Genomic DNA, 25,799 nt, shown 5'->3' on the forward strand with positions numbered 1-25,799 from the left:
TCGACGACGTCGCGACGATGAACGGGCCGAAGCGAGCGGATGCGAGCGTGTGCTGGTGCCTGAGCTACCGGCTGCGCTCCTCCACCGAGAACACCTCACTCCGCGGTCCTGCGCGGGGCGAACGGATGCGCGAACTGGTGGCGCAGGATCCCCGCCGGGCGTGCTCGCCTACGACGGCGACGAGGTGGCGGGCTGGGCCGCCGTGCACCGCCACGCCGACACGAGCTACGCGAAGAACCGCAGGATCCCGCACGTCGACGACCTCGATGTGTGGACCGTCTGGTGCATCCGCGTCCGCCGGGCTTCCGCCGCCGCGGCATCTCGCACGCCCTGCTCGCGGGAGCCGTCGACTTCGCTCGGTCTCACGGCGCTCCGGCGATCGAGGGCTACCCGGTCGACAACCACGGCGCGACGGTCGAGCAGACAATGGCGTACGTCGGGACCCGCGCCCTCTTCGAGCGCGCCGGCTTCTCCTGGGCAGCCGATACCACCTCCGTGCTGAACGGCTTCCGCGGGGTGCTGATGCGCCTGCCGCTCTGACATACCACGGCGATATGATGCGGTCGTGAACCTCGACCGCCTCCCTCTCGGTGCCGTCCTGCGGCGCGCCCGCGAGGACGTCGCGATGTCCCAGACGGCGCTCGCGGCCGCCGCGGCCTGCGCCAGCCGAACATCGCCGCGATCGAAGCCGGGTCGCGACGCCCGAGCCCGGAACTGCTCGAGCGAGTCCTCCGGCCGCCCGGCTCCGCCCGTCGATCGTCCTGGAGTACCTCGCCGACGACGTCCGGCAGCTCGCCGCGGACCACGGACTGAGCGACGTCCGGGTGTTCGGATCCGCTGCCCGGGGCTCGGACGACGAGCGGAGCGACATCGACCTGCTCGCCGCGGCGGATCCCTCCATCGACTTCCTCCGCCTGGCCGCGTTCCGCGGTCGCGCGGAGGAGCTCCTCGGATTCCCGGTGGACGTCGTGATCGACAGCCCTGACGACGACGTCGTGGCCGCGATCCGCCGCGAGGCGGTGCCGCTGTGACCGCGCCGGACGAGGGAGGCACGACGCCGAACCGCTTCACCGGCCGCCCCCGACGTCCCGCCGACGACACCGACAAGCGCTCCCGGCTGATCCTCGAGGCGGATCGGCTCCTCTCCCGCCTCGATCGTGCCGCCCGGGACGGCGAGGCCGAGTTCGTCCGCCCGGTGTCGGACAGCAGGGACATCGGCGCGCTCGCCCTGATCACTCTCGCCGAGTTGGTGCACCGCGACCTGCCGGCCGCCGTCGTCGCACAGCTGCCCAGCGACGCGGTCGAAGGGCTGCGAGCGACACGGAACATCGCCGCGCACCACTACTCCGCGCTCGACAACGAGCGCCTGTGGGCGACCGTGACCGAGCACGCCCCCGCTCTGCTCCGCACGATCCGGGCCGCGCTCCTCGACGGCTGACCACCTCACCCCCGTGCGAACGAGGAACGGCCCCTCACCCGTGTCGGGGAGGGGCCGTTCGCCGTGGAGGACCGGACGTGGTGTCGACGCCTAGAAGTCCCAGTCCTCGTCCTCGGTGTTCACGGCCTTGCCGATCACGTAGGAGGAGCCGGAGCCCGAGAAGAAGTCGTGGTTCTCGTCCGCGTTGGGCGAGAGGGCCGACAGGATCGCGGGGTTCACATCGGTGACCTGCTTGGGGAACATCGGCTCGTAGCCGAGGTTCATCAGGGCTTTGTTGGCGTTGTAGTGCAGGAACTTCTTGACGTCCTCGGTCAAGCCGAGCTGGTCGTAGAGGTCCTGCGTGTACTGCGCTTCGTTGTCGTAGAGCTCGTAGAGCAGCGAGAACGTGTAGTCCTTGATCTCGTCGCGCTTGGCCTGGTCGACGCGCTCGAGGCCCTTCTGGAACTTGTAGCCGATGTAGTAGCCGTGCACGGCCTCGTCGCGGATGATGAGGCGCACGAGGTCGGCCGTGTTGGTGAGCTTGGCCCGCGAGGACCAGTACATCGGCAGGTAGAAGCCGGAGTAGAAGAGGAACGACTCGAGCAGCGTCGGAGGCGACCTTGCGCTTCAGCGGGTCGTCGCCGCGGTAGTAGTCCATGACGATCTCGGCCTTCTTCTGAAGGTTCGGGTTCTCCACGGACCAGCGGAACGCCTCGTCGATGTCCTGCGTGTTGGACAGCGTCGAGAAGACCGACGAGTAGCTCTTCGCGTGCACCGACTCCATGAACGCGATGTTCGTGTAGACGGCCTCCTCGTGCGGGGTGATCGCATCGGGGATGAGCGAGACCGCGCCGACCGTGCCCTGGATGGTGTCGAGCAGGGTCAGGCCCGTGAACACGCGCATCGTGAGCTGCTGCTCCTGGTGGGTCAGCGTGTTCCACGACTGGATGTCGTTGGACAGCGGGACCTTCTCGGGCAGCCAGAAGTTGCTCGTGAGGCGGTTCCAGACCTCCACGTCCTTGTCGTCCTGGATGCGGTTCCAGTTGATGGCGTTGACGTGGCTGACCAGCTTGAGCTTCTCAGGGGGAGTCATGATCTCTTCTTCGTGCGGATAGGTCGTGCAGAGGTGTCGAAAGGGGCAGCGGCGGACGCTACAGCATGCAGCTGACGCAGCCGTCGACCTCCGTGCCCTCCAGCGCGAGCTGGCGGAGACGGATGTAGTAGATGGTCTTGATGCCCTTGCGCCAGGCGTAGATCTGGCGCGCGGTTGATGTCGCGGGTGGTCGCGGTGTCCTTGAAGAACAGGGTGAGCGAGAGGCCCTGGTCGACGTGCTGCGTCGCCGCGGCGTAGGTGTCGATGATCTTCTCGTAGCCGATCTCGTACGCGTCCTGGTAGTACTCCAGGTTGTCGTTCGTCATGAACGGCGCCGGGTAGTAGACGCGGCCGAGCTTGCCCTCCTTGCGGATCTCGATCTTCGACGCGATCGGGTGGATCGAGGACGTCGAGTTGTTGATGTACGAGATCGAGCCGGTCGGCGGACGGCCTGCAGGTTCTGGTTGTAGATGCCGTGCTCCATGACCGAGGCCTTGAGTGAGCGCCAGTCGTCCTGGGTGGGGACGGCGATGCCGGCCTCGGCGAAGAGGCGGGCGACGCGCTCGGTGGCGGGAGCCCACTCCTTCTCGGTGTAGGTGTCGAAGAACTCGCCCGAGGCGTACTTCGAGTCGGCGAAGCCCTCGAAGGTGGTGCCGCGCTCGATCGAGATGTTGTTGGAGGCGCGCAGGGCGTGGAACAGCACCGAGTAGAAGTAGATGTTGGTGAAGTCGATGCCCTCCTCGGATCCGTAGTGGATGCGCTCGCGGGCGAGGTAGCCGTGCAGGTTCATCTGGCCCAGGCCGATGGCGTGCGACTTGTCGTTGCCGTCCTCGATCGAGCGGACCGAGGTGATGTGCGACTGGTCGGACACCGAGGTGAGGCCGCGGATCGCGGTCTCGATGGTGCGGCCGAAGTCGGGCGAGTCCATGGTCAGCGCGATGTTCATCGAGCCGAGGTTGCAGGAGATGTCCTTGCCGATGGTGGCGTAGGAGAGGTCCTCGTTGTAGGTCGTCGGGGTGTTGACCTGCAGGATCTCGGAGCACAGGTTCGACATGTTGATGCGGCCCTTGATCGGGTTCGCCTTGTTCACCGTGTCCTCGAACACGATGTAGGGGTAGCCCGACTCGAACTGGATCTCGGCGATGGTCTGGAAGAACTCGCGCGCCGAGATCTTGGTCTTCTTGATGCGCGGGTCGTCGACCATCTCGCGGTACTTCTCGGAGATCGAGATGTCGCCGAAGGGCAGGCCGTAGACGCGCTCGACGTCGTACGGCGAGAAGAGGTACATGTCCTCGTTGTTCTTCGCGAGCTCGAACGTGATGTCGGGCACGACGACGCCGAGGGACAGCGTCTTGATGCGGATCTTCTCGTCGGCGTTCTCGCGCTTGGTGTCGAGGAAGCGCAGGATGTCGGGGTGGTGCGCCGAGAGGTACACGGCTCCCGCACCCTGGCGGGCGCCGAGCTGGTTGGCGTAGCTGAAGCTGTCTTCCAGGAGCTTCATCACGGGGATGATGCCCGAGGACTGGTTCTCGATCTGCTTGATCGGGGCGCCGGCCTCGCGGATGTTGGAGAGCGAGAGCGCCACTCCGCCGCCGCGCTTGGAGAGCTGCAGCGCGGAGTTGATGCCGCGGGCGATCGACTCCATGTTGTCCTCGATGCGCAGGAGGAAGCACGAGACGAGCTCGCCGCGCTGGGCCTTGCCCGTGTTGAGGAACGTGGGGGTCGCGGGCTGGAAGCGGCCGGCGACGATCTCCTCGACGAGGGCGACGGCGAGCTTCTCGTCGCCCTGGGCGAGTCCGAGGGCGGTCATCACGACGCGGTCCTCGAAGCGCTCGAGGTAGCGCTTCCCGTCGAACGTCTTGAGCGTGTACGACGTGTAGTACTTGAAGGCGCCGAGGAACGTCGCGAAGCGGAACTTCTTGGAGTAGGCGAGGTCGTTCAGCTGCTGGATGAACTCGAACGAGTACTGATCGAGCACGGCCTGCTCGTAGTACTCCTTCTCGACCAGGTAGTCCAGGCGCTCCTTGAGGGAGTGGAAGAACACGGTGTTCTGGTTGACGTGCTGCAGGAAGTACTCGCGAGCGGCCTCGCGGTCCTTGTCGAACTGGATCTCTCCGTTCGGGCCGTACAGGTTCAGCATCGCGTTGAGCGAGTGGTAGTCCATCTGCGCGGCGTCCCGGGGGGCGTCGATCACTGCTGCGTCCAAAACGTGTCCAATCCTTCGTCGACGGCGCGGACGTCGTCAGGGGTTCCGAATACTTCGAAGCGGTAGAGGTGCGGCACGGCGCACTTCCTCGCGATGATGTCGCCGGCGAGGCAGTAGGCCTCGCCGAAGTTCGTGTTGCCGGCGCCGATGACGCCGCGGAGCAGGGAGCGGTTGCGGGGCTGGTTCAGGAACCGGATGACCTGCTTGGGCACCGCTCCCCCGTCGATCCCGCCGCCGTAGGTCGGCAGGACGAGCACGTACGGCTCGTCGACGTGGAGCGTCTCGGCCTTCGCGCCGTCGCGGTGCGAGTGCAGCGGGATGCGCTGCGCGGGCCGCCCCAGCTTCTCGATGAAGCGGTGCGTGTTGCCCGAGCTGCTGGAGAAGTAGACGAGCTCACTCATCGCGTGCTCCTCCTCCGGGTGCCCTGCGGGGCGTCGTGGCGGTCGTTCCGGTGAGGACCCGAGCCTCGCGACTCGGATCCTCCGCCGGTCCGGGGCAGAACCTGCCCACCCGGACCGGCGGAGCGTGGGGCCGCCGCATCGGGGAGGGACGCGGGCGGCGAGGGGTGTCAGGCCCCGAGGGTCGCGATCTTGTCGGGGCGGAAGCCGCTCCAGTGGTCGTCGTCGGTGATGACGACGGGCGCCTGCAGGTAGCCGAGCGCCTTGACGGCCTCGAGGGCCTTCTCGTCGACGGAGAGGTCGAACACCTCGTAGTCGATGCCCTTGCTGTCGAGGGCGCGGTAGGTCGCCGTGCACTGAACGCAGGAGGGCTTGGTGTAGACCGTCACGGCCATGCGTGTCGTCCTTTCCGGGAGGGTGTCCTGGGCCGGCTCCGAAGCGTTCCGTCGGCGTGCCGATCGGGGTGGGAGACGGTCGTGAATGGTACGTCTGGGGTGGTGCTGGGCGCCGGAGGGGCGCTCGCCCCGACCTGCTCAGCAATACTACATATAGGGGGGCGCCCGGCGGGAGCCCACTAGGGCTAGTAGTTACATTCGTGTAGTTATCCACCGGTTCGTCCCCCGTTCATCCACAGGCCGAGGCCCGCGGATCCGCGTGAGGACGCGGATCGCCCGGAGTTGTCCACCGCTGTGGAGAGGCTCCCGGCGTTCCCTGTGTACAACGCTCGTCGGCGTGTCGCTGTTCCCGACATCCGGGGTCGGAGGCAGGGGCCCACCACCATATGTAGGGGTCGTCGCACGTCCGGGATCATGCTCGAACGGTAGGCCGCACCACCGACACCGGAAGCGCGGCCGAGAGCTCTCAGGCCAGGCGCGCCAGGTCCCGCGCCACTGCCCTCAGGTACGGCAGCGGGTCCGCGATCGCGGCCGCGGCCGACCCCGCGGCCTCGACCAGGGAGCCCGCCGCGGCGAAGCCCGTGGTGGGCGCCTGGATCGCTCCGGCGACCAGCATCGCCCGCGCACCGGCCTCCTCCGCCAGCCCGAGGAGGTAGGACGGCACCTTCCCCGCCCTCGATTGGGCGTCGAAGCGCCCCTCCCCCGTGAGCACGACGTCGGCGCCGTCGATCAGCGCGGGGAGTCCGAGCGCCTCGCCCACCGCGGCCGAGCCGGGGGCGAGCCGGGCGCCCCACGCGAGCAGGCCGAATCCGGTGCCGCCGGCCGCCCCCGTGCCCGCCTCCTCGGGATCGGCGTCGAGGTGCGCGGCCACGTGCCGCAGCCCGTCGTCGAGCCGCAGCACGTCGTCGCGGGAGGCGCCCTTCTGCGGCCCGAACACGTGCGCGGCTCCGGACTCGCCCAGCAGCGGGTTCGTCACGTCGCTGAGGATCAGCGCGCCGCCGGCCGGCACCCGCCGCAGCGCGTGCAGATCGACGGCCGCGAGGTCGTGCAGGGCGCCTCCGCCGTCGCCGATCCCGTGCCCGGACACGGTGAGGAAGCGCGCGCCCAGCTCGCGGAGGGCACCGACTCCGCCGTCGGTGGAGGAGCTGCCGCCGATCGCCAGCAGGAGCGAGTGCGCCCCGGCGTCGAGAGCGGCCGCGATCACCTGCCCGAACCCCCGGGTGTGCGCGGTGAGGGGGCGGAGCGGGTCGAGCAGGGTGATCCCGCTGGCGGAGGCGAGCTCGACGACCGCCGCGCCGTCGGGCAGGAGCAGCCACGAGGTCTCGACCGGCCGGTCGTCGGGCCCGGTCACGGTGAGCGTGTGCCGCGCCGCCTCGGGGACCGCGACCTCGAACGCGTCGACCGTCCCCTCCCCGCCGTCGGCCATCGGAGCGAGCACGACCTCGTCTCCGGGACGCTCCTCGCTCCAGCCCTCGGCGAGCGCCTCCGCGACCTCGACGGCCGTCGCGGACCCCTTGAAGGAGTCGGGGGCGATCACGACACGGAGGGCTGCGCTGCTCATGCGCCCCATTCTGGCAGCCGCGCTCGGCCCGCCACTCGGCAGGAAACGGGCTCCGAGCGCCTCGCACAGCCCGGTTCGCGGCCGATCGACGCCGGCCTGTGGAGAACGCGCTCGCCGAAGCCGCACATCGGGCACGATGACGCGATGCCCCGGCCCGCGCCCCTCCCGCTCGAACTGCGCGGACGCGCCTTCTCGGTGGAGGAGGCGCGGGCCGCCGGCGTGACGGAGGACCGGCTCCGCGCGTCCGATCTGGCGATCCCCTTCCGCGGAGTGCGGGCACCGGCCGGAGCCGTGACGAGCGTCCTCGAGCGCGCCACGGCGTACGCGACGATCATGCGGCGCTCCGTGTTCTGCGGACTGACCGCCGCTCGGCTCTGGCCGCTGGATCTTCCGAGCGAACCTCCGGACGAACCGCTGCACGTCGCGGTCCGGTATCCGGCGCGCGCCCCACGGGGGCGCGGGCTCGTGGGCAGCTCGCTCGCGGACCCCGAGCTGAACGCCGTGCGCCGGGGCGGGCTGCTCCTGGCCGACGGCGCGAGCGTCTTCTGCCAGCTCGGCGACGTGCTCCGGCTGGAGGATCTGGTCGCGGTCGGGGATGCGCTCGTCCTCTCTCCCGTGAAGCCGCGGACGGGCGATCCCCGACCGTGGGTGCCCCTACCCGAGCTGCAGCGCCGCGTGGAGCGCCTCGAGGGCCGCGGATCACGCGCCGTTCGTCGCGCGCTCGCCCTCGTCCGCGAGGGAGCGGAGTCGCGGCGCGAGACCCGACTCCGCCTCGTCCTCGTCCTCGTGACCGCGGGACTCCCCGAGCCCGAACTGCAGGTCGAGCTGTTCGACGCCCTCGGGAGGATCGGCCGGGTCGATCTGCTCTACCGGAGGTGGCGTGTCGTCGTGGAGTACGAGGGTGATCACCACCGCACGGACCGCGGGCAGTGGGATCGCGATCTGATCCGCTACGAGAGGCTCGCGGCGGCCGGATGGACGGTGGTGCGCATCGCCTCGGCCTCGTTCGACGCGGACCCGCTCGGCTGCGCCGCCCGCGTCCGTCGGGCGCTCCTCGCGGGCGGATGGCGTCCCTCGTCGTGACAGCGGCACGGACCCGAGCAGCGAGTGGACGCGGACCGGGTGCCCCGAGCCATGTAGACCCCGACACTCGACAACTCGTGACGATCGGGAGAAACGAGACGACGCGAAACGGGCGCCCTACCCCGCGCAGACCCCGCCGCACGACCACTCACGATCGACGGCAGACGCGAGAGGACACGAACCGGGCGCTGCACCCCACGCTGACCCCGATACGCGGCCACTCGCCAGAGGCGCGAACGACGAGTGGACGCGAACCGGGCGCTCGAGCGCCCGGAGACCCCGGTACGCGACCGGTCGCGGGGTGCGAGCGCAGTTGGAAAGCGCGCGGTCAGAGCGGGGTCGCGAGGCGGTAGCCGCGCTTGATGACCGTCGCGACGAGGCGCGGCTCCGGGAGCGACTGGCGCAGGCGGCTGATCGCGACGTCGACCGCGTGGTCGTCGAGCGCCTCGGGGGCGGAGGCGGCGAGCACGCCGCGCGCGACGGTCGCGCCCTCGGCGGCGACCAGGGTGCGGAACAGCGCCAGCGCCACCGGGGTCAGCGGCACCCGCTCCCCCGCGAGCACGGCGTGGCGGCCGCGGAGCTCGAGGGGTCCGTACGCGGTCTCGATGCGCGGGGCGCTCTGCTCGAGGTGCTCGCAGAGCAGGCGGATGAGGGCGCCCATCCGGAACCGGTCGGGGACGATCGGCAGGATCTGCGCCTCGACGAGCGGTGCCGCAGTGACGGGGCCGACCGCCGCGGCGACGACCGTCTCGCGGAACGCGGCCTGCAGGGCGTCGAGCCGGCCCGCGGCCTCGGCGACCGTGAAGAGGGCCTCGACCGCGGGGGCGCTAGTGAAGGTGACGGCGTCGATCCCGCCGCAGCAGATCGCCTCGATCAGGCGGAGGACCCGCGCCGAGTCCTCGTGCACGCTCCAGCGGTAGGGGGCGGCGGTGAGGACCGTCGCGCCCGCGTCGGTCAGGCGCTCGAGCTGGTGCGGATCGGTGAAGCCGTGCAGCTGCACCGCGATCGTGCGGCCGTCCACGCCCTCGCGCAGGGCCAGGTCGACGAGGGAGGTGGTGGTCTCGCGCTCGCTCATGCCGTGGTCGTCGAGGCCGGCGGCGCGGACGGCTCCGCGGGCCTTCGGACCCCGGACGAGGATCCGCGCGGCCGAGAGCGCGTCGGTGAGCTCGTCGCCGAGGCCCGCGGCGTCGGCCGCCTCGAGCCAGCGGCGCATGCCGTAGGAGGTCGTCGCGAGCAGCACGTCGGGGCGCCCGGCGACGATCGCGCGGGTCTCGTCCTCGAGGACGCCCTCGGTGTCGATGCCGCGCATCCGGATGGTGGGCGCGTGGGTGACGTCGGCGCCGCGGCGCTCGAAGGCGGCGATGAGGTCCTCGGAGCGGCGGTCGGAGGTCACGCCGATGCGGAAGCCGACGAGCTGGTCGGGCCGGAATCCCGGTGAGGAGGCGTCGGAGTCGGGTGCGTCGGTGGTGCTCATCGGCGGCCCCCTCGGGCTCTCACGTCGTCAGCGCATCGACCGCGCGGGCGATGCTCTCGGGATCCTGAGAATCATCGCACGAGGCCTGGCGCACGACCTCGCCGATGACGATGACCGCGGGAGAGCGCGGGGCGAGGTCGGCCAGCAGCCCCATCACCTCGCCGACGGAGGTGATCGTGGTGCGCTGGGCGTGCGACCAGCCGCGCTCGACGATCGCGAGCGGCATCCCGGCGGTCATGCCCGCGCGCTGCAGCCCGGCGACCAGGTGCGGGAGGGTGTTCACGCCCATGAGGACGACGAGCGCGCCGCCCAGCCCGGCCAGGTGCCCGAGCTCCTCCTCGCTGAAGGGGGCGTGGCCCGAGACCACGGTGAACGCGCGGCTGACCTCGCGGTGCGTGACCGGGATGCCCGCGGCGGCCGGTACCGAGATCGCGCTCGTCACTCCGGGCACGACCGTGACGGGCACGCCGGCGACGCGGCAGGCGCGCACCTCCTCGGAGCCGCGGCCGAACACGAACGGGTCGCCGCCCTTCAGCCGCACCACGTCCAGGCCGTCGAGCGCGCGGGCGACCATCAGCCGCTCGATCTCGTGCTGCGGCACGGCGTGGTGGCCGGGGGTCTTGCCGACGTCGATCAGCTCGGCTCCGGGCGCCCAGTCGGCGAGGCCGTCGTGCGGGCCGAGGCGGTCGTAGAGCACGACGTCCGCCTCGCGCAGCGCGCGGTGCGCGGCGAGCGTCATCAGATCGGAGTCCCCGGGGCCGCCGCCGACGATGCTCACGTGCCCGAGGGGCCGGTGGGGCGCGCCGGCCTCGTCGACGGTCCAGATCCCGTGCCGACCGGCCTCGGCGGAGGCGGCGGCGCGCAGCTCGGCGGCCCCCTCGACCCAGACGAGGAGCGCGGGGCATCCCGCGGCCAGGAGCGACACGGAGGCGAGCCGCACGGGCAGCGCGTCGTCGGCCTCGCGCCGCTCGACGACCGCCCCCGCGGCGCGGTAGCGGGCGAGCACGCGGCGGGTCCCGGAGGCGGTGCCCACCACGAGCACGCGCCGGCCGGTCAGATCGAGCGAGAGCTGCATCAGGACTCCTTCACCGAAGCGGAAGCGGACGCCGCCAGCGACGCCGGCGGCCCCACGACACTCACCGGCCCGACCGGGATCGTCGTCCCCGCCACCAGCACCGGCCCGTCGGAGCGCTCGTCGCTCCCCGCCGGCCGGATCTGCCCGCGCTCCCGCACCGTCGAGACCCGCGGATCCGCCGTGTCAGGCGCGTTCACGAACGAGCGGAAGCGCCGCAGCCGGTCGGGGTCGGCCAGGGTCGCCGCCCACTCGTCGACGTAGGTGTCCACGTGGGTCGCCATGGCGGCCTCCAGTTCGGCGGCGATCCCGAGCGAGTCCTCGCAGACCACCTCGCGCACGTGGTCGAGGCCGCCGGGCAGGTCCTCCTGCCAGCGGGCCGTGCGCTGGAGGCGCTCGGCCGTGCGGACGTAGTACATCACGTAGCGGTCGATGTACTGCACGAGCGTGGCGTCGTCGAGGTCCTGCGCGAGCAGCTGCGCGTGGGCGGGCTGGTAGCCGCCGTTGCCGCCGACGTAGAGGTTCCAGCCGGTGTCGGTCGCGATCACGCCGATGTCCTTGCCGCGCGCCTCCGCGCACTCGCGCGCGCATCCGCTGACGCCCAGCTTGAACTTGTGCGGGGAGCGCAGGCCGCGGTAGCGCTCCTCCAGGAAGATCGCCATGCCGACCGCGTCCTGCACGCCGTAGCGGCACCACGCCGATCCGACGCACGACTTCACCGTGCGCAGCGACTTGCCGTAGGCCTGGCCCGACTCGAAGCCGGCGTCGACCAGCAGGGTCCAGATCTCGGGGAGCTGCTCGAGGCGGGCGCCGAACATGTCGATCCGCTGGCCGCCGGTGATCTTCGTGTAGAGGCCGTACTGCTCGGCGACCTCGGCGATGACCTTGAGCTTGGCGGGCGTGATCTCGCCGCCCGGGATGCGCGGGACGACGGAGTACGTGCCGTCCTTCTGCATGTTGGCGAGCGCCCGGTCGTTGGTGTCCTGCAGGGGCGCCTGGCCCTTGTCGAGGATGTAGGCGTTGGTCTGCGTCGCGAGGACGGAGGCGATCACGGGCTTGCAGACGTCGCAGCCGAGGCCCGAGCCGAACCGCTCCATGACCTGCTCGGCCGAGTGCAGGCCCAGGATCCGCACCGACTCGAACAGCTCGCTGCGGCTGAGCGAGACGTGCTCGCAGAGGGCGCGCGACACCTCCACTCCGGCGCGGGTGAGCTCGGTGTCGAGCAGCTTCTTGACCAGGGGGACGCAGGAGCCGCACTGCGTGCCGGCGCGGGTGCAGGCCTTCAGCGGCCCGAGCTCGGTGCAGCCCTCGCCGATGGCGTGGCGCACCTCGCCCACCGAGACGTTGTTGCAGGAGCAGAGTTGCACGTCGTCGGGCAGGTCGCCGCTCGGCGCCTCCGCCCCGGCCGCCGCGAGGTACGCGCTGGGCTCGGCAGGCAGCTCGCGGCCCAGCAGCGGGCGGAGGGAGGAGTAGGGCCCCGCGTCGCCGACGAACATGCCGCCCAGCAGGGTCTTCGCATCGTCCGAGACGACGATCTTCTGGTACAGCCCGCGGGCCGGGTCGGCGTAGACGACCTCGAGTGCGCCCTCGCCCGCCCCGAGCGCGTCGCCGAAGCTGGCCACCTCGACGCCCGAGAGCTTGAGCTTGGTGGCGTCGTCCACTCCGGGGAACGTCGCGTCGCCGCCGAGCAGCCGGTCGGCGACGACCTCGGCCATCGCGTTGGCCGGTGCGACCAGGCCGACCGTGCGGCCCTGGATCGCGGCGACCTCGCCGATGGCCCAGACGTGCTCGCGGCTGGTGCGGCAGGCGTCGTCGACCACCACTCCCCCGCGCGGAGCGACATCGATGCCGACCGCGCGCGCCAGCTCGTCGCGGGCGGTGATGCCGATCGAGAAGACGACGAGGTCGGCGCCGATGCTCGAGCCGTCGGTCAGGGTGACGCCGAGCACGGTGCCGGTGGGCGAGGTGAGGATCTCGGTGGGCCGGTTGCCGAGGTGCAGCGCGATGCCCTGCGCCGAGATGATGCGGCCGAGCGCCTGCCCCGCGCCCTCGTCGAGCTGCGCGCTCATCAGCCAGCGGCCGGAGTGGATGAGCGTGGTGCGCGCGCCGAGCCGGTGGGCGCCGCCCGCGGCCTCGAGGCCGAGCAGCCCTCCTCCGACCACGACCACGTTCGCCGGGCGGCCCTTGCGCTCCTGGAACGCGGCGAGGTCGGCGACGAGCGAGTCGACGTCCTCGAGGGTGCGGTAGACCCGGCCGTGCTCGGCACCGGCGATCGGGGGCACCGTGGCGGAGGAGCCCGTCGCCAGGACGATCTCGTCGCCCTCGAACCACCGGCCGTCCGCCAGCTCGACCCGCGGGTGCTCCGGATCGATCGCGACCACGCGGGAGGAGGTGATCAGCCGCGCCGACTCCCACAGGGCGCCGTCGCCGAGGGTCAGGTCCACGCGCCCCTCGAGCCGCTTCGAGAGCGCGACGCGGTCGTAGGGGTGGTGCACCTCCTCGCCGAAGACGGTGATGTCGAGAGCGGAGTCGGCCCGCGCGACGAGCGCGTCGACCAGGCGGTGCGCGGCGGGGCCGGCGCCGACGACGAGCACGCGTCGGGGGGCGTCGGCGGCGGGGTTCGCTCCTGCGGTTGTCATGGGGTCCACCGTAGGCAGGCGCCGTTTCCCCGCCGTTGCCCGGACGTAACGCTCTGTGACGGGCGTCTCACGGTGCCGCGGAGCGGTCGTGAGAGCTTCGTTACGCCCGGGACACCGCAGACGTCATCGGCTGAAACGCGGGGTCCCTACCGTGTCCTTCACCGCCTCCGATCGGCTGCGGGATCCTCGATCGAGAAGGCGGGACCATGACACTCCTCGACCTGACCCGCTCCCCTTCGTCGACCACGACCTGGGTCCCCGTCTGCAACCGCCTCGAGCTCGAGCCGCTCTGGGGCGAGGCTGCGCTCGTCGGCGGCGTCCAGCTCGCGCTCTTCCTCCTCCCCGACGGACGCGTCTTCGCCGTCTCGAACCTCGACCCCGCGACGGGGGCCGCCGTGCTCTCGCGCGGCATCGTCGGCTCGCGGAACGTCGACGGCGTCCAGCGCGCCACCATCGCTTCGCCGCTGCACAAGGACGTCTTCGACCTCGAGACCGGGCGGTGCTACACCTCCGAATCGCTGCACCTCGCGACGTGGGGCGTGCGGGAGTCGGACGGCGTGATCGAGGTGGCCCAGCGGACCGCTCTCGTCGCGGCCTCGCACGGCACCTCCGACGACGACGGGCGTCGCGCCGTCGCCGCCCTGGTCGACGCGGTGCGGACCGCGAACCCCGCGCTCGACGTGCTCGACTCCTTCGTGGACGTGCAGCAGCCGGACGTGCCCGAGACCCTCGGCACGCTCGAGCCCGGCCGTGCCGCGGTCGTCGTGCCGCTGCTGCTCAGCGCCGGCTACCACGTGCACGTCGACCTCGCCGAGGCCGCGGCCGAGGCGGAGCGACCCGTGCGGGTCACCGGCGCGCTCGGGCCGGATCCGCGGCTCGCGACGGTCCTCGCCCGCCGCCTGCACGAGGCGGGCCTTCGCGAGGGCGACCGGATCGTGCTCGCCGCCGCCGGCTCCAGCGACGCCGGGGCGGTCGCCGACTGCTGGACCACCGGGCGCCTGCTCGCCGCCGAGCTCGGCCGCGAGGTGAGCGTCTCGTTCATCTCGGCCGCCGAGCCGCGCGTCGCCGAGGCGGTCGCCGCCGAGCGCGCGGCGCACCCCGGCGCGCGCGTCGTCGTCTCGACCTACCTCCTGGCCCCGGCTACTTCGCCGGCCTGGCCGCCTCCGCGGGCGCCGACGTCGCGTCCGCCCCTCTTCTCACCGCCGTCGACCCGCCCGCGCGCGAGCTCGTCGACATCGTCTCGGAGCTGTTCGGGCGCCACGTCTGAGCACTCCGCTCCCCCAGCACCACCACCGCTCCACCTCCCCTTCCCGAGCGCGCCCCCGCGCGCGCCGACCCTTCCCCGGAGGACCACGATGACTGCTGCACCACCGACCACCGCCCCCGCCACCGCCGCACTCGGCTCCGGCATCACCCGCCGGCCCGGCCGCTGGATCGACGGCTGGGACCCCGAGGACCCCGCTCAGTGGGAGGCGGAGGGGCGCTCGGTCGCCGGCCGCAACCTGCGCTGGTCGATCTTCGCCGAGTTCCTCGGCTTCGTCGTCTGGCAGCTCTGGTCGGTCGTCGTGGTGCAACTGCCCGCGGCGGGCTTCGACTTCACCACGGGCGAGATCTTCTGGCTGATCTCGATGCCGAGCCTGGTCGGGGCGACGCTCCGGATCCCCTACACCTTCATGGTCCCCCGCTTCGGCGGACGCAACTGGACCATCGTCTCGGCGGCGCTCCTGCTCATCCCGAGCATCGGGCTGGCGCTCGCGGTCGGGAACCCCGAGACGCCCTTCGGAGTGATGCTGCTCATCGCGGCGCTCGCCGGCTTCGGCGGCGGCAATTTCGCCAGCTCCATGGCGAACATCACCTTCTTCTACCCGCACGCCCAGAAGGGCTACGCACTGGGGCTCAACGCCGCGGGCGGCAACCTGGGTGCGGCCGTCGCGCAGCTGATCGTGCCGATCGCCATCACGATCGGCGCCGCGGCGACCGTCAACCTGCCGCTCGCCGGCTGGATCTGGGTGCCCCTGATCGTCGTCGCGATGATCGGCGCCTACAAGCGGATGGACAATCTCTCGACCGCCAAGGCCGACGTCGCCGCCTCCCTCGCCGCTCTGCGCGAGCCGCACCTGTGGATCCTGGCCGTGCTCTACATCGGCACCTTCGGCTCCTTCATCGGCTTCGCCGGGGTCTTCCCCAAGCTCATCGCCGACACGTTCCCCGAGTACTCGACCTTCGCCGTCGGCTCCGCGACCCTCACGCTCGCGTTCCTCGGCGCCCTCGTCGGCTCGCTCTCCCGTCCCTACGGCGGCCGCCTCGCCGACCGCTTCGGCGGGGCGCCGGTCACGATCGTCGCGTTCATCGCGATGGGCGCCGGCATCGTCGGAGTCGTCGCGACGCTCCCGCTGGGCAGCTTCTGGCTGTTCCTCCTCGGCTTCCTCGTGCTGTTCGCCGCGGCGGGAATCGGCAACGGGGCGACCTACCGGATGATCCCCACCGTCTTCGCCCTGCGCGCCCGCCAGTCGGGCAGCGACGGCGTCGGCGCCCAGCGCAAGGCGGCCGCCGCCCTCGGCCTCATCTCGGCCATCGGCGCCTACGGCGGCTTCGTCATCCCGCAGCTCCTGGGCTTCTCGAAGACGGAGTTCGGCGACTACACGACGGCCCTGGGCTGGTTCGTGGGCGCCTACGCGGTGATGCTCGCGATCACGGCGGGCGTCTACCTCCGCCTCGCCGCGACGACGGGGACCAGGATCTAGGCATGGAGACCGCCGCCGTACCGTCCGCCCCCGCGGGCGTCGACTCCCACTGCCCCTACTGCGCGCTGCAGTGCGCGATGACGCTGACGCCGGTCGACGCACCGACGCCGATCGCCGTCGCCGGGCGGGAGTTCCCGACGAACCGGGGCGGGCTGTGCGCCAAGGGCTGGACGGCGGCGGAGCTGCTCGCGAGCGGGCAGCGGCTGCGCGCTCCGCTGATGCGCGGCGCGGACGGCTCCTTCGCCGAGGTGACGTGGGAGCGGGCGCTGGACGCCGTGGCGGAGGCGGTCGTCTCGACCCGCGACCGCCACGGCGCCGACGCGGTCGCAGTCTTCGGCGGCGGCGGTCTCACCAACGAGAAGGCGTACCAGCTGGGCAAGTTCGCCCGCCTCGCCCTCGGCACCTCGCGGATCGACTACAACGGCCGGTTCTGCATGTCCTCGGCCGCGGCGGCCGGCAACCGGGCGTTCGGAGTCGATCGCGGGCTCCCGTTCCCGGTGGCCGATCTCGACGAGGCCGACACGATCCTCCTGCTCGGCTCGAACGTCGCGGCGACCATGCCGCCGTTCCTGGCGCACCTCGCGGGGGTACGGTCGCGCGGCGGTCTCGTGGTCGTCGATCCGCGCCGCTCCGCCACCGCCCGCCTCACCGAGGACGGCGCGGGAACGCACCTGCAGCCGGCTCCCGGCACCGACCTCGCCCTGCTGCTCGGGCTCACCCACCTCGTGCTCGCGGAGGGACTCGCCGACGCGGAGTACCTCGAGGCGCGGACGACCGGCTTCGACGCGGTCCGCCGCAGCGTCGCGTCGTGGTGGCCGGAGCGCACCTCCTCCGTCACCGGCGTGCCGGTCGAGCTGCTGCGCCGCACCGCGCGGCGGCTCGCCGAGGGCCGCTCCTACGTGCTCACGGGCCGCGGAGTCGAGCAGCACGTCGACGGCACCGACACCGCCACCGCGGCGATCAACCTGTCCCTCATCCTGGGCCTCGTCGGCCGCCCCGGCTCGGGCTACGGCACCCTCACCGGCCAGGGCAACGGGCAGGGCGGCCGCGAGCACGGCCAGAAGGCCGACCAGCTGCCGGGCTACCGCTCGATCCGCGATCCGGAGGCGCGCCGCCACGTCGCCGGGATCTGGGGAGTCGACGAGGCGTCGATCCCGGGGCCCGGACTGCCGGCCGTCGCGCTGCTCGGCGAACTCGGCCGCTCCGTCCAGTGCCTCCTCGTGCACGGCTCGAACGTGGTCGTCTCGGCGCCCGACGTCGACGCGGTGCGGGCAGGGCTCGAGGCGCTCGACACCCTCGTGGTCTGCGACTTCTTCCTCTCCGAGACGGCGGCGCTCGCCGACATCGTCCTCCCCGTGCCGCAGTGGGCGGAGGAGGAGGGCACCATGACCTCGCTCGAGGGCCGGGTGCTGCGCCGCCGCCGCGCCCTCGAGCCGCCGTCGGGCGTCCGCAGCGAGCTCTGGATCCTGAGCGAGCTCGCCCGCCGCCTCGACGCGCCCTCGACCTGGTCGACCGTGCCGTCGGAGGTGTTCGACGAGCTGGCGCGCGCCTCCGCCGGCGGCCCGGCCGACTACTCCGGACTCTCGCACGCGCTGCTCGACACGGGAGCGGAGGCCTACTGGCCCTACCCCGTCGGCAGCACCGGCACCCCGCGCCTCTTCGGCGAGCGCTTCGGCCACCCCGACGGCCGCGCGCGGCTGGTCGCGGTCTCGGCCGCCGACCGCTCCGTCGTCGACCGCGGCGACGAGCTGACGCTGATCACCGGGCGCTACCTGCAGCAGTACCAGTCGGGCACGCAGACCCGCCGGGTCGCCGAGCTCGACGCGGCCCGCCCCGAGGCGCGGCTCGAGATCCACCCGGCCACCGCCTCGCGACTCGGCGTGCGCGACGGCGCCCCCGTCTCGATCGGCAACGCGCGCGGAGTCGTCACCGCCCGCGCGAGCGTCACCGCCGACATCCGCCACGACACCGTCTTCCTGCCCTTCCACTACGCGGGGCGCCAGTGCGCCAATCTGCTGACGGAGGCGGTCGTCGATCCGATCTCGTCCATGCCGGAGTTCAAGCGCACCCGCGTCTGGGTCCGCGCGGAAGGAGTACCCGATGCCGTCTGAGACCCCCGAGCGCGTGGTGCTCCTGGGCTACGGTCCCGTCGGCGCGCGCTTCGTCGAGGAGCTGCTGCCCGCCGTCCGCGCCGGGTCCGTCGCCCTCACGGTCGTCGGCGCCGAGCCCGAGGACGCCTACAACCGGGTGCTGCTCGCCGAGTACGCCGTCGGCCGGGCCGCACGCGACCGCCTCGACCTCGGCGACCGGGCGACGGCGGAGGCGGCGGGAGTCGTCTTCCGCCTCGGCGCGGCCGCCGTCGGCCTCGATCGCGCGCGGAACGTCGTGCGCCTGCACGACGACGAGCGCCTCGCCTACGACCGCCTCGTCTTCGCCACCGGTGCCCGGGCGAACGTGCCCACGCTCGCCGGGATGGAGCGCTCGCGCCGCGACCGCCGGGTGCGGTCGGCCTCCCCCGAGACCCTCGATCAGGGCGCGAGTCCGCTGCCCGACCGTGTCGTCGCTCTCCGCGACCTCGCCGACGCGCACGTCGTCCGCGAGGCCGTCCGCACCGGCTCGCGCATCGTCGTGCTGGGAGCGGGAGTGCTCGGAGTGGAGTTCGCGCTCGCCGCCGCCGAGCAGGGCGCCGAGGTCGTCGTCGTCTACCACGGCGACATCCCCATGGGGCGCAACCTCGATCACGGCGGCGGGCGGATGCTCGCCTCGGCGGCCCGCGCGGCCGGCGTCGACATGGTGTCGCACGCCCGCTCCGAGAGCATCCTGCTGGCCCACGACGACCTCGGCCGCGCGCACTTCCAGGCGCTCGTCTGCGCCGACGGCAAGCAGATCGAGGGCGACCTGCTCGTGCTGTCCTGCGGAGTCGGCGCGCGCACCGAGCTCGCGGCGAGTGCCGACCTCGCGGTCTCCACCGGGATCCTCGTCGACGAGCACCAGCGCAGCTGGAGCGACCCGGACGTCTACGCGATCGGCGACTGCGCGCACGTCGCCCCGCGCGGCTCCGCTCTGCCCGACGGCCGCGTCGAGGGCGGGCCCAGCGGACTGATCGGACCCGGCTGGCAGCAGGCCGACCGCCTCGCCGCCCGGATCACCGCCGAGGCGGCCGGGCGCGCGGCCGACGAGCGCGTGCCCGAGGCCCGCCAGGCCGTGGTCATGCTGAAGGCCGAGGGCGTCGACCTCGTCGCGGGCGGCGACCCGACCCCCGAGCCGTGGGACGTGACACCCCACTCCGCCTCGTGCGCCGACCACGCCGAGGTGACCGTCTGGGCCGACCCCGCTCGCGGCGGCTACGCGAAGCTCGTGACGGTCGGCGGCGTGCTCCGCGGTTTCGTCTCGGTCGGCCTGCCGCGTGTGGGCGCTGAGCTGACCCTGCTGTTCGAGCGCGGCTCCGAGCTGCCCGCCGACCGCTCGAGCCTCCTGCGGCTGGACGCCCCGGATGCGGGGGCCGCCCCGACCGGTGACCCGTTCGCTCCGGACGCCACCGTCTGCTGGTGCAACGGCGTCTCGGCCGGCACCATCACGGAGGCGGCTGCCGCCGGCCACGACACGGTCGCGTGCATCGGCACGGCGACGAGGGCCGGCACCGGCTGCGGCGGCTGCACCGGCCGCATCGCCGAGCTGCTCGCGCGCACGGCCGTGCCGGCCTGAGGCTTCAGGGACGACGAAGGGGGAGGCCGGACGGATGCCCGGACTCCCCCTTCGCGTGCTCGGCTCGGATCAGGCGCGCGAGGCGCGGCGCTTCACGGCGAGAAGCGACACGGCGCCCACCAGGAGCAGTGCTGCACCGCCGAGCGCGAGGCCGGAGGCGTCGGATCCGGTGCTCGCGAGCGTGCCTCGTCCGGTCGTGCCGCGCGGCGCCCCGGCGACGGCCGTCGGTGTGACGGTCGGTGACGGCGCGGCCGTCGGAGTAGCCGGAGCAGGCGCGGAGGTGGCGATCGGCGTCGGAGCGGCCGTCGGAGTCCCGGTCGGGGTCGGAGCGGCCGTCGGCGTGGGCTCGGCCGTGGGCGGCACCGCGGGCCCCTCGCCGGGAGCGCCGCCGTCGAGGGAGGCGGCGGCGATCAGCCGGCCGTACTCGTCGAACGAGGCGTAGGTGTGCGGCTCGTCCGTGTACTCCGCCGGGATGGTCTGCGTGTACGCCCCGCCCGCGATCACGGACGTGCCGATCTGCGTCGGCTCGGAGTAGATGTGGCTCGTGACGGCGAGCCCGTCGAGGTCGCCCGGCGTCTCGTCGCTGAACTGCAGTCCGCTCACCGTGAGGTCGAAGGCGACGCCGCTCTCGTACTGCGCCGGCGCGAGGTCGTAGTCGCCGACCGCGATGAGGCCGCCGTTCTCGAGCGCCTCGAGGCTCGGCGCGGTCGGGATCGGTGCCTCGCCGACGAGGGTCTCCTCGTAGGTGTCGGCGTCGATCGTCCACGTCACGGTCTCTCCGCGGTAGGCGGCCACCTCGTAGACCGTGGCGGGCGGATCGTCCCGCGGGTTCTCGGGGTCCGTCAGGTACACGTCGACAGGACCGGAGTACGTCGTGAGGGTGCCCGTGCCGTCGGCGTCGAGGGTCGTGGTCGTCCAGCCGACGGAGCCACCCGAACCGGGGACCTGGAAGCCGGCCACGGCGAGGCGGCCCGCCGACTCCGGGCCGAAGTCGACCTCGACGGTGCCGCCGTTGGCGGGGATCCCGTCCTTCTCGCCGGCGGCAGCGGGCCCTGCTCCGACGAGCACCCCCGCTGCGGTGACGGACAGGACGACGGCGGCCCTCAAGCCGCCGGTGATGATGCGCGCGCGTGTGTCCACGTGCTTCCCCCCGGGATGGTGCTGATGATGGTGCGGCGCAGATCGGCCGCTCAGGGCGATCATCCAGGTCTGCTCAGGGAATCACAAGCCTGCGGTCACGATCGGTCGCACGACCGGCGCGGAGCCTCACAGGCCGACGTCGACCGCCTCGGCCAGGCGGCGGGTGACGGCCCGCAACTCGAGCTCCGCACCGCGGAGCCGCTCCTCGATCTCGGCCGCGCCACGCTCGCTCGCATCGTGGCGTCGAGCCTGCTCCTCGGCCGCCTCGTCCGCCGAGCTCCGCGCCTCGGCGAGAGCACTGCCGAGATCGTCGGAGGAGGCCCGCAGCGCCGCGAGCTCGTCGCGGAGCCCGCCGAGCTCGCTCCGGACCGCCACAAGCTCGTCCCGCAGCGCGGCCGTCTCGGCGCGGACCTCCTCGGTGCGCAGGCGCGCCTGCTCGAAGTACGGCGCCACGAGGCGGTGCACGGCCTCGCGCAGGGCGAGTCCGCCCCGGCCGAGCTTCGTCGGCACGGAGCCGGGGGCCTCCCGGTACTGGTCGTCACTGGTCATCGTCGTCGTCCCGTCCGGAGAGCCGGCGGTGGAGCAGATCCATCGCCCGGCGGTCCTTGTCCATGATGGCGGCCTCGAGGCCGGTGTCGGCGGTGCGCTCCGCGAGGTCGCCCGGCCTGGTGCGGCGCACGAGCGAGCGCTCGATCAGCTCGACCGACCGCTCGAACGAGAGCGGACCGCGCGCCGTCGCCCGCCCGCGCCGGCCGAGGGCCTCCAGGTCGACCGCTCCCGTGACCACGTCGCGCATCGCGGCGAGCAGGGAGTCGGCCGAGCGGGTGATCTTGAGGCAGTCCACTCCGTCGATCAGGAACTCGGCCACTCCGCTCGTCCCGGTGACGATCGGCACGCAGCCCGCGGCCGCCGCCTCGACGGGAGCGACGCCGAACGCCTCGCCCGACCAGGTCGGGAACAGGAACGCGTCGGCCCGCCCGTGCGCGGCGAGCACTTCCTCGCGCGGGCGGGCGCCGTGGAACTCGACGACGCCGTCGAGTCCCGCCTCGGCGGCGCGGGCGCGGTAGCCCTCGACGTCGCCGTCGCCGTACAGGTCGACCCGGAAGTCGCGCGTCTCAGCGGCCAGCGCAGCGGCCGCGTCGAGCACCAGGTCGACGCCCTTGTGCTCGCCGAGCGACGCGGCGAAGGTGAAGCGCGTGATCCCGCCGTCGCGGTAGGTGCGCTCGGCGCCGGTGTCCGGCGGCACACTCACTCCGCGGCCGATCACCTCGACGTCGCCGAGCGGCCGTCCGCCGGCCTCGATCGCCTCGACCAGGGCCGAGCTGACCGCCACGATCTCGCCGCGCGCGAAGTGCAGCGGATCGTCCGCTCCGTAGACGGCGAGCACCCGCTCGGGCAGTCCGTCGACGAGCTGGTTCGGCACCCGGTCGCCCAGGTTCCACATCCAGCTCGCGTCGACCGCGCGCAGCAGATCGATCAGCGCGAGCCCGCCCAGCCCGATCAGGTTGAAGGCGACGACGTGCGTCGGAGCGAAGTCGCGCAGCTCCTCGAGCAGGATCCGCGTGTTCTCGAACCGCGACACCGCGCTCTCGTGGTGCATCAGCTGGGCGATCTCGCCGCCCGTCCGCGGCAGCGGGAAGTACGTGCGCAGGCTCAGCGTGCGGTGCACCTCGACACCGGAGGGCTCGGGCGGGAGGTAGGTGGGCGTGGTCAGGACCCGGACGATGTGGCCGCGCGCCGCGAGAGCCTCGGCGACCCGCGCGCAGGTCATCTCGTAGCCGCCGAGCACCTGCGGCGGGTAGAGGTTGCTGAGGAAGAGGAGCCGCAGCGGCGGAGTCTCGGCGGTCATGCGGAGGGCACCTGCCGATCGGGAGTCGCGTCCTCGCGGATCCGGGCGGTGACCGCCTTCGTGTAGCTCGCACGGGCCTGACGGTCGTTGCCGCCGTCCCAGTAGTTCACGAGGTAGAGGCCGGTCTGCTGGGTGCGCGGGACGAAGGGGAACAGCTGAGCACGGGGCTCGATCTGGGCGATGCGGTAGCCGGCGTCGACAGCGCGCACGTGCAGCCAGATGTCGTCGGCGTCGGGAGCGATCTCGCGGAACGCGTCGCCGTGCCGCGCGACCTCCTCCATCAGCGCGCGGGGGAACAGCTGCCCCGAGACGGAGGTGCCGAACACGTCGAAGGACGCGCGGGTGTCGTCGACCGGGCGCCAGCTCGTGTACGGCGCGACCGCTCCGTCGACGAGGCCGACGCGGTGCGCGCGGTAGCAGAGCACCGTCTCCCGCGGGTAGCGGGAGCGGGCGTCGAGCAGGCCCCGCAGCCACGTGCGCGGGTAGACGATGTCGTCGTCCGAGGTGACCAGGTCGCGCTCGCCCGCGCGGCCCGAGAGCAGGTGCGGGTAGTACTTGGTGTGCACCCGGTAGCCGTCCACCAGCCGCACCTCGAGGCCCCGACGGCGCAGCCGCTGGAGCGCCGGCGGCAGGTCGGCGGCGAGCGCTGGGTCGTCGAGCCACAGCACCAGTCGGGCGGGCCGGGCGTCGCCGCGGGCGATGGACTCGAGGGCCACGTGCACGCGCCGGATGCGCTCGCCGTGCGTGGTCATGGTGACCACGACCTCGCCGTCGGGGTCGACGACGGATCGGCGCGAGAAGCGGTTCGCGAGGTCCAGCGCCAGCAGCTCGAGCCGGAACGCGAGCGAGGCGGGGTGGTCGATCGGACGCGCGGCGACGACCGCCGCTCGGCGCTCGCGGAGCCCGCGCGGCACGGCCCGGACCCGGCTGGAGAGGGCCAGGAGGCGGGTCCTCGGGCGCACCCTCCGACCCAGCGCGGCGAACCGGGTGCGAGGTCGTACTCGGCGGCCGAGCGCGGCGAGGGCGGGATGCATCGCTCCAGGATAACGGGAGCCGTCGGCGGGCCTCGGGGCGGTCAGGCCCCGTCGACCACGGCGAACGCGCGCACCGGGAAGGTCCCGAATCCGCTCACCTTCGGCGGCACCGCAGTGAAGCGCGCCCCGGAGGCGGGCAGCTCGCCGAGGCCCGTGAGGTGCTCGACGACGTGCACGCCGGACCCCAGGAGGAGGGAGTGGGCCGGGCGCGTCCCCGTGCCCTGGGTGTCGTCGATGTTCAGCGAGTCGATGCCGACGAGCACCGCGCCGCCGTCCACGAGCGCCCGCGCACCGTCCTCGGTGAGGAACGGAGCGTCGCGCGCGTACTCCGCGGTGGCGAAGTGCACGTCCCAGCCTGTGGACAGCAGCACGGCCGCACCGCGCACGTCGAGGCCGGCGAACGCCTCCGGCCCGACGGCCCGCTCGCCCCGCGCGGTCACGACGAGCGCCGGCAGGTCGACGAGGGTCGCGAGGTCCAGGCCCGCCAGGTCCGTGCCGCCGTCGTAGCGGTGGAACGGGCTGTCGAGGTAGGTGCCGGTGTTGCCGATCATCTCGATGACGTCCAGCGCGAACTCGGTGCCCGGGGCGTAGGAGGCGCGCGACGCCTCGCGGGTCAGGTGCGGCCGGATGCGCGGCGCGGGCAGCCCCGGGTAGGTGACGAGGCCGTCCGAGACGGTGTGGCTGAGGTCGACGAAGCGGCGCGGGGAGGAGGTCATGCGCCGATCCTCGCAGTGGCGGGATCTTGCCGTCCCACTACTTCCTGCCACTCCCCCGCGCCTTCGGGCCAGAGGCCGGGCGCCGTGGGGTCAGCGCTTGGGCAGCGCCGCCGACAGGTCCGCGATCAGGTCGTCGGCGTCCTCGATGCCCACCGAGAGCCGCACCAGCGACTCCGACACCTCGAGCGGCGTGCCCTTGACCGACGCGTGCGTCATCTCGCTCGGGTAGCCGATCAGCGACTCCACGCCTCCGAGCGACTCGGCGAGCTGGAACAGCTCGGTCGACTCGGCGAACTTCCGCGCGGCGCGCGGTGTCGCGAGCTCGACCGACAGCATGCCGCCGAACCCCGACATCTGGCGCTTCGCCAGCTCGTGGCCCGGGTGCGTCGGCAGCCCCGGGTAATGCACGGCCGTGACCGCCGGGTGCTCAGCCAGGAACTCCGCGACCTTCTGCGCGTTGGCCGAGTGCCGCTCCATCCGGATCGCGAGCGTCTTGATGCCGCGCACGGTGAGCCAGGCGTCCATCGGGCTCGAGATCGCTCCGACCGCGAACTGCAGGAACCCGATCTTCTCGGCGAGGGGTCCCGAGCGCAGGGCGAGCGCGCCGCCCACGACGTCCGAGTGGCCGCCGAGGTACTTCGTGGTCGAGTGCACGACCACGTCGGCGCCCAGCGCCAGCGGCTGCTGCAGAGCGGAGGAGGCGAAGGTGTTGTCGACGACGACGATCAGGTCGTGCGCGTGGGCCAGGTCGGCCAGCTCCGCGATGTCGCTGATGGTCATCAGCGGGTTCGACGGTGTCTCGACCCACAGCATCTTCGTCTCGCCGGGGACGATCGCTCGCTGCACCTCGCGCAGGTTCGACATGTCGACGGCGGTGTTGCGGATGCCCCACCCGGCGTGCACGCGGTCGATCAGCCGGTGGCTGCCGCCGTACGCGTCGTTGCCGAGCACGATGTGGTCGCCCGGGGCGAGTGCGGCGCGGATCAGGGTGTCCTCGGCCGCGAGGCCCGACGCGAAGGAGTAGGCGACGTCGGCGCCCTCGATCGAGGCGATGAGCTCCTGCAGGGAGTCGCGCGTCGGGTTCGCCGAGCGGGCGTACTCGTAGCCGCCGCGGAACCCTCCGATGCCGTCCTGGACGAAGGTCGACGTCATGTAGACGGGCGGCACGACGGCGCCGGTGGTGGGGTCGAACTCCTGTCCGGCGTGGATGGCGCGGGTGTCGAAGTGCTGCTTCTTGGGCATGAGCGTGCTTTCCGGGTCGAGAGGAGTCGGG

At 72.6% G+C, this 25,799-nt stretch carries 18 protein-coding genes and 4 pseudogenes; 8 read left to right on the top strand and 14 right to left on the bottom strand.

Translation table 11 applies throughout. The annotated features are described in order from the left end of the window. The 3 genes and pseudogenes from C1I63_RS00005 to C1I63_RS00015 all read left to right on the top strand — a co-directional run. Positions 1–540 (top strand): annotated as a pseudogene (locus C1I63_RS00005) (GNAT family N-acetyltransferase); the annotation flags it as partial. Between the two features lie 50 nt (positions 541–590). Further along, positions 591–1,031, top strand: coding sequence for a nucleotidyltransferase family protein (locus tag C1I63_RS20225; RefSeq protein WP_107573284.1), 441 nt, complete (start codon positions 591–593; stop codon positions 1,029–1,031). Further along, positions 1,028–1,438: a HepT-like ribonuclease domain-containing protein gene (locus C1I63_RS00015; protein WP_107573285.1), complete on the top strand. Its 411-nt coding sequence runs from the start codon at positions 1,028–1,030 to the stop codon at positions 1,436–1,438. The genes C1I63_RS20225 and C1I63_RS00015 overlap by 4 nt, the downstream gene beginning before the upstream one ends. Before the next feature lie 90 nt (positions 1,439–1,528). Here C1I63_RS00015 and nrdF read toward each other — a convergent pair. From nrdF to C1I63_RS00040, 5 genes and pseudogenes are all read right to left on the bottom strand, one after another. Beyond that, positions 1,529–2,510: pseudogene (nrdF, locus tag C1I63_RS00020) on the bottom strand (class 1b ribonucleoside-diphosphate reductase subunit beta). A 58-nt stretch (positions 2,511–2,568) separates the two neighbouring features. Then, positions 2,569–4,674 (bottom strand): annotated as a pseudogene (nrdE, locus tag C1I63_RS00025) (class 1b ribonucleoside-diphosphate reductase subunit alpha). A 26-nt stretch (positions 4,675–4,700) separates the two neighbouring features. Continuing rightward, positions 4,701–5,117, bottom strand: a complete 417-nt coding sequence (nrdI, locus tag C1I63_RS00030; protein WP_107573286.1) for a class Ib ribonucleoside-diphosphate reductase assembly flavoprotein NrdI — start codon at positions 5,115–5,117, stop codon at positions 4,701–4,703. Between the two features lie 167 nt (positions 5,118–5,284). Then, positions 5,285–5,509 carry a glutaredoxin-like protein NrdH gene (gene nrdH, locus C1I63_RS00035; RefSeq protein ID WP_055791091.1) on the bottom strand — a complete coding sequence of 75 codons (225 nt, stop codon included), beginning with the start codon at positions 5,507–5,509 and terminating at the stop codon, positions 5,285–5,287. Between the two features lie 466 nt (positions 5,510–5,975). Then, positions 5,976–7,070, bottom strand: coding sequence for a glycerate kinase (locus C1I63_RS00040; RefSeq protein WP_107573287.1), 1,095 nt, complete (start codon positions 7,068–7,070; stop codon positions 5,976–5,978). 144 nt (positions 7,071–7,214) lie between these two features. On the opposite strand from C1I63_RS00040, the gene C1I63_RS00045 reads away from it, so the two are divergent. Beyond that, a complete protein-coding gene (locus C1I63_RS00045; protein ID WP_211315534.1) occupies positions 7,215–8,153 on the top strand; it encodes an endonuclease domain-containing protein in 939 nt (312 codons plus the stop codon). A 328-nt stretch (positions 8,154–8,481) separates the two neighbouring features. Here C1I63_RS00045 and C1I63_RS00050 read toward each other — a convergent pair whose 3' ends face one another. The 3 genes from C1I63_RS00050 to nirB are packed head-to-tail and all read right to left on the bottom strand — an operon-like array spanning position 8,482 to position 13,338. Then, on the bottom strand, positions 8,482–9,627 hold the full coding sequence (locus tag C1I63_RS00050; protein WP_107573288.1) for a uroporphyrinogen-III synthase: 1,146 nt from the start codon (positions 9,625–9,627) through the stop codon (positions 8,482–8,484). Positions 9,628–9,646: 19 nt separating this feature from the next. After that, a complete protein-coding gene (cobA, locus tag C1I63_RS00055; protein WP_107573289.1) occupies positions 9,647–10,702 on the bottom strand; it encodes a uroporphyrinogen-III C-methyltransferase in 1,056 nt (351 codons plus the stop codon). Further along, a complete protein-coding gene (gene nirB / locus C1I63_RS00060) occupies positions 10,702–13,338 on the bottom strand; it encodes a nitrite reductase large subunit NirB (protein ID WP_107573290.1) in 2,637 nt (878 codons plus the stop codon). The genes cobA and nirB overlap by 1 nt, the downstream gene beginning before the upstream one ends. Before the next feature lie 206 nt (positions 13,339–13,544). Between nirB and nirD the strand changes: the two are divergent. The 4 genes and pseudogenes from nirD to C1I63_RS00075 all read left to right on the top strand — a co-directional run. Further along, a pseudogene (nirD, locus tag C1I63_RS20035) lies at positions 13,545–14,171 on the top strand (nitrite reductase small subunit NirD); the annotation flags it as partial. A 522-nt stretch (positions 14,172–14,693) separates the two neighbouring features. Further along, positions 14,694–16,082 (top strand): MFS transporter, encoded by a 1,389-nt coding sequence (locus C1I63_RS19585; RefSeq protein ID WP_170116273.1) that lies wholly within the window; start codon positions 14,694–14,696, stop codon positions 16,080–16,082. 2 nt (positions 16,083–16,084) lie between these two features. After that, entirely contained in the window at positions 16,085–18,193 is a 2,109-nt protein-coding gene (locus tag C1I63_RS00070) for a molybdopterin oxidoreductase family protein (protein WP_107573292.1), read from the top strand. Continuing rightward, positions 18,183–19,787, top strand: a complete 1,605-nt coding sequence (locus C1I63_RS00075; protein ID WP_107573293.1) for an FAD-dependent oxidoreductase — start codon at positions 18,183–18,185, stop codon at positions 19,785–19,787. The genes C1I63_RS00070 and C1I63_RS00075 overlap by 11 nt, the downstream gene beginning before the upstream one ends. A 69-nt stretch (positions 19,788–19,856) precedes the next feature. On the opposite strand, the gene C1I63_RS00080 is transcribed toward C1I63_RS00075, so the two are convergent. The 6 genes from C1I63_RS00080 to C1I63_RS00105 form a co-directional block, all read right to left on the bottom strand. After that, positions 19,857–20,927, bottom strand: a complete 1,071-nt coding sequence (locus C1I63_RS00080; RefSeq protein ID WP_107573294.1) for an LPXTG cell wall anchor domain-containing protein — start codon at positions 20,925–20,927, stop codon at positions 19,857–19,859. Between the two features lie 126 nt (positions 20,928–21,053). Next, entirely contained in the window at positions 21,054–21,476 is a 423-nt protein-coding gene (locus tag C1I63_RS00085; protein ID WP_107573295.1) for a hypothetical protein, read from the bottom strand. After that, positions 21,466–22,776, bottom strand: a complete 1,311-nt coding sequence (locus tag C1I63_RS00090) for a glycosyltransferase family 4 protein (RefSeq protein ID WP_107573296.1) — start codon at positions 22,774–22,776, stop codon at positions 21,466–21,468. Before C1I63_RS00090 ends, C1I63_RS00085 begins: the two co-directional genes overlap by 11 nt. Next, positions 22,773–23,810 (bottom strand): glycosyltransferase, encoded by a 1,038-nt coding sequence (locus C1I63_RS00095; protein ID WP_146168320.1) that lies wholly within the window; start codon positions 23,808–23,810, stop codon positions 22,773–22,775. The genes C1I63_RS00090 and C1I63_RS00095 overlap by 4 nt, the downstream gene beginning before the upstream one ends. Positions 23,811–23,851: 41 nt before the next feature. Beyond that, complete coding sequence (locus C1I63_RS00100; protein WP_107573298.1) at positions 23,852–24,526, bottom strand: cyclase family protein; 675 nt, start codon at positions 24,524–24,526, stop codon at positions 23,852–23,854. 90 nt (positions 24,527–24,616) lie between these two features. Further along, positions 24,617–25,768 carry a cystathionine gamma-synthase gene (locus C1I63_RS00105; RefSeq protein WP_107573299.1) on the bottom strand — a complete coding sequence of 384 codons (1,152 nt, stop codon included), beginning with the start codon at positions 25,766–25,768 and terminating at the stop codon, positions 24,617–24,619. Between the last annotated feature and the right edge of the window lie 31 nt (positions 25,769–25,799).

Origin of the sequence: Rathayibacter caricis DSM 15933 (assembly GCF_003044275.1) — a bacterium.
Taxonomy (GTDB): Bacteria; Actinomycetota; Actinomycetes; order Actinomycetales; family Microbacteriaceae; genus Rathayibacter; species Rathayibacter caricis.

What these genes read in the sequence shown, in the direction of transcription:
- C1I63_RS00105 (WP_107573299.1), bottom strand. Translation starts at nt 25,768, where the DNA reads ATGCCCAAGAAGCAGCACTTCGACACCCGCGCCATCCACGCCGGACAG.
- C1I63_RS00075 (WP_107573293.1), top strand. Translation starts at nt 18,183, where the DNA reads ATGCCGTCTGAGACCCCCGAGCGCGTGGTGCTCCTGGGCTACGGTCCC.
- nirB (WP_107573290.1), bottom strand. Translation starts at nt 13,338, where the DNA reads ATGACAACCGCAGGAGCGAACCCCGCCGCCGACGCCCCCCGACGCGTG.
- C1I63_RS00100 (WP_107573298.1), bottom strand. Translation starts at nt 24,526, where the DNA reads ATGACCTCCTCCCCGCGCCGCTTCGTCGACCTCAGCCACACCGTCTCG.
- nrdH (WP_055791091.1), bottom strand. Translation starts at nt 5,509, where the DNA reads ATGGCCGTGACGGTCTACACCAAGCCCTCCTGCGTTCAGTGCACGGCG.
- C1I63_RS00085 (WP_107573295.1), bottom strand. Translation starts at nt 21,476, where the DNA reads ATGACCAGTGACGACCAGTACCGGGAGGCCCCCGGCTCCGTGCCGACG.
- C1I63_RS00090 (WP_107573296.1), bottom strand. Translation starts at nt 22,776, where the DNA reads ATGACCGCCGAGACTCCGCCGCTGCGGCTCCTCTTCCTCAGCAACCTC.
- C1I63_RS00070 (WP_107573292.1), top strand. Translation starts at nt 16,085, where the DNA reads ATGGAGACCGCCGCCGTACCGTCCGCCCCCGCGGGCGTCGACTCCCAC.
- C1I63_RS00050 (WP_107573288.1), bottom strand. Translation starts at nt 9,627, where the DNA reads ATGAGCACCACCGACGCACCCGACTCCGACGCCTCCTCACCGGGATTC.
- C1I63_RS00045 (WP_211315534.1), top strand. Translation starts at nt 7,215, where the DNA reads ATGCCCCGGCCCGCGCCCCTCCCGCTCGAACTGCGCGGACGCGCCTTC.
- C1I63_RS00095 (WP_146168320.1), bottom strand. Translation starts at nt 23,810, where the DNA reads ATGCATCCCGCCCTCGCCGCGCTCGGCCGCCGAGTACGACCTCGCACC.
- cobA (WP_107573289.1), bottom strand. Translation starts at nt 10,702, where the DNA reads ATGCAGCTCTCGCTCGATCTGACCGGCCGGCGCGTGCTCGTGGTGGGC.
- C1I63_RS00040 (WP_107573287.1), bottom strand. Translation starts at nt 7,070, where the DNA reads ATGAGCAGCGCAGCCCTCCGTGTCGTGATCGCCCCCGACTCCTTCAAG.
- nrdI (WP_107573286.1), bottom strand. Translation starts at nt 5,117, where the DNA reads ATGAGTGAGCTCGTCTACTTCTCCAGCAGCTCGGGCAACACGCACCGC.
- C1I63_RS19585 (WP_170116273.1), top strand. Translation starts at nt 14,694, where the DNA reads ATGACTGCTGCACCACCGACCACCGCCCCCGCCACCGCCGCACTCGGC.